Source organism: Emticicia sp., assembly GCF_049241225.1.
GTDB lineage: Bacteria > Bacteroidota > Bacteroidia > Cytophagales > Spirosomataceae > Emticicia.
The window spans coordinates 1-5,013 of the sequence record NZ_JBMLRC010000006.1; the positions used below are offsets into that span (position 1 = coordinate 1).

The 5,013-nt window shown below is 34.7% G+C and carries 2 protein-coding genes; both read left to right on the forward strand.

Features of this window, described 5'->3' with window-relative positions; all coding sequences use genetic code 11:
- Window positions 1-661: 661 nt before the first annotated feature.
- Complete coding sequence (locus tag ACOVO2_RS00115) at window positions 662-2,518, forward strand: OmpA family protein (protein ID WP_421768020.1); 1,857 nt, start codon at window positions 662-664, stop codon at window positions 2,516-2,518.
- A gap of 102 nt (window positions 2,519-2,620) precedes the next feature.
- Window positions 2,621-5,013: hypothetical protein (locus ACOVO2_RS00120; protein WP_421768021.1), on the forward strand; the 2,393-nt coding region annotated here is incomplete at its 3' end.

Here is a 5,013-nt window from a genome sequence, read left to right on the forward strand (position 1 = left end):
AAAAAAAAACTTTCAAAATATTTTGAAAATTAAATTTAAAACTTATAAATTTACATAAGTAAACAGCATATGCTCTCCTTATAATCTAAAACGTAACCCTAAAAATGAAAAACTCTATTTCTCTTGGCTCGGCCAAGCCTCGTCATTTGTTTTCTGCCAGAACAAAAAAAGTGATCTCATTTCTTATTATTATTTGTATTTGCCTTATGGCATTATTCAATTAAGTATACCATTGCAAAGAATATCTCTTGCTTTCCAAATCCCTGTATTTGGTAAACTCATTGATTTAGAATAAAAATCTGATCATCCAGATCCGTGCTCATATTTGTTTTCTTACCAAATGCTAAATTTCTGTAGCAGGTATTCAAATTTGTACTTGCAGCAAGTAAAAACACAAGTAAAATAAAGCACTTTTAACCAAATGAATGTATCATACGTAGGTAAAGCCATTCAGATAGAGTAAAAACACAACAACAAAAGTACATAATGAAATATAGTTTTGTACTTATTTCATTAAGAATAACCACTAAAAGCGTATAAAATAAACTATTTATTATTTTTTACTACCGTTTGATAATTTTTTGGCATAGAATTTGGAAACCAATAATCATTATCAAACACATGGTTAATCTTACACAGTGAACCTAAAATGACTAAAAAAATGAAAAAGGTTGTGCTTTTAGCGGCTGCAATTGCTTACCTAGGTAACAACGAAGCCAACGCCCAGAGTAACTTAAAATCAATTGGTACTCCAATCAACACAAGAGAGTATCGTGAACACGCATTTTCGATTAGTGGAGACGGTAAAACATTCGTATTTGTACAAGACCGTCCGGATGGTACAAAAGTATTCATGAGTACTCGTGCTGATAAAAATGCTGCCTGGGAAACTCCTCAACTTATCAAAACAATATCAGAAAAAATCCAGAAAGGAAAGGTTATGGGAACCAGCCTAACCTTTGATGGTAAAGAGCTGTACTTCGATGCTATATTTCCTAGTGGATTTGGCGACAGAGATATTTTTTATGCAAAACGTATTGGTAATGAATGGAATGAACCTGCTAATGTAGGTGAGCCACTCAACACTGCAATGTATGAAGGAAGTCCGAGTGTATCACAGGACGGAAAAATGTTGTTTTTTGTACGTGAAAAATTTGAAAAATACAAAAATACTGAATCGTGTTATACGATTTGGGTAGCAAACAAAACCGATGACGGTAGCTGGACAAATTTTGAAAAAATGGGAGAACCTATTAATTCAGAGTGTGAGCGAAACGTAACGCTTATGCCTGATAGTCGCTCTCTAATTTTCAGTTCAATTCGTGGTGGCGGTGCAGGTGGTTTTGATTTGTATCAAACAGAATTACAAGAAGATGGCAGCTGGACTTTCCCGAAAGATGTTGACTTCCTGAATACTCCAAACAACGAAGAATACACTGCCATTACTGGAAATACAGAAGAAATCTACGTAGAGATTAAAGGAGATATTTATTACACCTCCTTACCTAATAAATTCAGAGGGGCAAGACAGATTCCGGTAAATTTGATGGTTGTTGATGCAATGACCAAAAAGCCAATTGATGCCTCGGTTTTTGTGGCAATGAACAGTCGAAATTCGGCTTCTTTCTCGGCTAAAAATGGGGTTTCGTTGATGCAATTGAAAGCAGGAAATAATTATACCCTAGCCTGCGAAGCCCCTGGATATTTACCGGCAAATCAGATAAAAGTTAGCCTCGAAAATGTAAATGGCACCGAAACAATCAGTAATACGATTGAAATGATGCCTAAAAATATTGGTTATTCGATCAGAGTTTTAGGTCCAGATAATAATGTTATCAATAATGCCAAAATCAGAGTATTTGATTTGAGTAATAACCAGATTGTCCCACTTGACATTAACAACAATGCAAGGGTTGTATTTGGCAATCTTTATGGATTAACGGTTTCGGGTGGTGGAAATGCGGACTACACAGGCAACTGGATTCCAGAAACAACTGATGCTGACGAAAAATTTGTTAAAACTATCAAATTAGAAGCAAAAGTGTCGGTTCCTCCTGTAGTGACAGCAGCTAAAGTTGATAAGAAAGAAAATCCTTATGTAAATGCTCCAGAGGTTGATATGAGTAAGCCTACTGAAACATTTAAGCTAAAAAGCGACCCAAATATATCGTTTGAGACTAAGAAAGTTTACACACTCAATGATGTGTACTTCGATAGAAACTCAATCATAGTAAAATCGGAATATTATATTGACATCAATCGTCTAATCGAGTTGATGACTTTAAATCCGAAATTGAATGTACAGTTGGCTGGTTATTCGGATAGTTATGGTGATGCCTCTGTCAATCAAAAAATCTCGTTACGCCGTGCAAAATCTTGTGCAGATTATCTGAAAAGAGCAGGAATCGACCCGAACCGTATGTTGGTGAAAGGTCTTGGCGAACAAGAAATCATTAGAGACTCTAAAGGCAAAGAAGATACTTCAAAAAGTCGAAGGGTAAGATTCATCGTGTATTAAGACCTTAAAAATCGCTACAATTTGTGGCGATTTTTTTTTGTACTTTCAAAATGTAGGTTATTACTATATTCTCATCTATTTTTGAAGAAAAAATGATTAACGATGAAGAATCTAATCTCACTTCTTTTGCTATTACTCCCACTATCTGCCTTATTTGCTCAAAAACTTACAGATAAACAACTGAATGAGTATCTCGATGACCTGCAAAGGCAAGAAATCATTACTGAATTTGGCAAAGATGCTTTCTTGAAGGTTATCAATAAGGAAGATAAGGTGCTTAATCAAAGAGCGGGTGCTTTCGGACAATTTGGGAAAAATCAAATTCCTGACTCGCTCATTAAATCTCGTGCGGCCATTTTAGGTTTTATTGGTGTTTTTGAGTTAATGCGAAATGTAGGTTCGGCCGCCGATGAGTTGATTCGAATCAGAGAACTTTCCGAAAAAATGTTGGGAGAAAAAATGCTTTTCAAAGCCGAAGTTGAAGGAGAAGTAAAAATGACAAATCCTCTTACATTTTTGACAATCGAACAAAACCTTCGTCCTTCAAAAACCAATTACTTTGAATTAGCTTCACAGCTAAAAGCCATTAATCTAATTGACGAAAAAGTATATAACGAACTTCTCATTTGGCTCAAAAAAGACCAAATAAAGCTCATAAAAGACTTTGGATTTTTTATTTATGCAGCACGCCAAACGTATTTTTATGATAACTATGCTTCGCTAAAGGCCAATCAGTTTGCTATGATTGATAGTTTACAACATAAAACGCTACTTTCGGCAGCTGAAGCCACTGCCTTGAAAACTTCGTACAAGGCATATGAACTCAAAAGTAAAGTTGAAATATTATCGCATTGCAAAAATGTTATTGTAATTCCTGCCGAACAAAAAAACCTGACGAGAAGCGAAATTTATGAGGATTATTGGCGAGAAATCAAGCAAAAATTAGTTCCAGATTTCAATTTTAGTGATGTAAAACTGACCGAATTAAGTCAAAATGACAATAATTCTACGCCAAATGCTCTGAATATTCCTTTCAAAAACCCGTTTGCAGCAAACAAAAACAAATATAAAATTACTTATCAAGTTGGGAATAGAACATACAGCCAAAAAGCCGATACCGAATTCTCATTACTAAAAACTATCAAAAAAAATCTCCCGCCAGACATCGACATTGATTCTTCAATCATTGCCTCTTATGCCAGTGCTTTTTCGTTTCTTACAGGCTTTACCAATAAAGATTTTCAATCAATCAACGATTTTCTGACCGACCAACACTCCGCCAAACGTCTGATTGTTGTGAGTAACGACTACAATCCCTTTTTAGCAGTCAGAGATTCACGCAAAGTTATCCTATTAGTAGATAGCACTCAAAATACATTGTTTTTGGATAAAAATAAAAGCAATCCACTTTTTGATAATGTATTTGGAGGAAAAGTAAACTTTTCGGACAAAAATAGTCGAGATAGCTTAATGGCATTTATCAGTGAATTGCAGCAAATTGGTGTTGTAACAACAGTAAAGCCCGAAATAGTAGAAAATGCAATCGTTGATTTAAGATTTGAATCCAAAAACAATGCAAATATCAAGCGTAATCTGTTAGGACAATTTGACGATGTAATTGCCAAAATCAGTTCGGTACCGGTAAAAGAAGAAGAGCAGATTTTGATGTTTAAAAATTTTATTGGTCAGCTTCAAAAAATTTCGAGAGGAGCATTTAAACCCGAAAAAGTAACGGATAATTTTGAATCAGAAATCAAAAAAGGTTCGAAAAAAGACCGAGAGTTAGTGGTCAGCTTCCGATTAAATGGAAAAAAATACGAATCAAAAAATCAGATTGCACACATAGAAAACGAAGAGGAACAAAGCAATAAATTTTCTCTGAATTTTAATAGCCTATTTTTCAATACACAAGACTGGCTCGATGAAATAAATAGAGCTTTAGACGAAAACCAAATAAATGGTAATTTCACCAAAATTAATGCACGTAATGCCTTCGCATTTAGTGGCGAAGAAAGCTTCATCTTCTTAACTAAAGAGCAAGAATCGTACATAAAACGGAAATATTCGGAAGTACTCAACGACCCCGAAAAAAATAATTTATATGGAAATTATCAACAACAAGTAGCTGCTTTCAATGCGGAAAATTTCAGTAAAGCACTCAAACGAGAAAAACTCTTGGAAGAAGATGCAGCCAAAGACCTCAAAAATGCCAAAGAACCATCGGATATTTTGAAAGAAAGCAAGCAAGTAGTGGTGATTGACATGAACGAACTTTCTGGCAAGTCAAATACCGAACTTTATAGCTATATTCTGAAAAAAGTCAATGAAAAACTATTGCCCAAAGCATCTATAAGTGAAATAAAATACCTACGAGAAAAAAGCGATAGCACCGAAACTGACTACGAGCAGCAGAATATTTCGGCAATAATTGATGGAAAAGTTTATAAACAAACACTTTTTGTTTCTCTGCAAAAAACGATTCGTAATAATTTGGA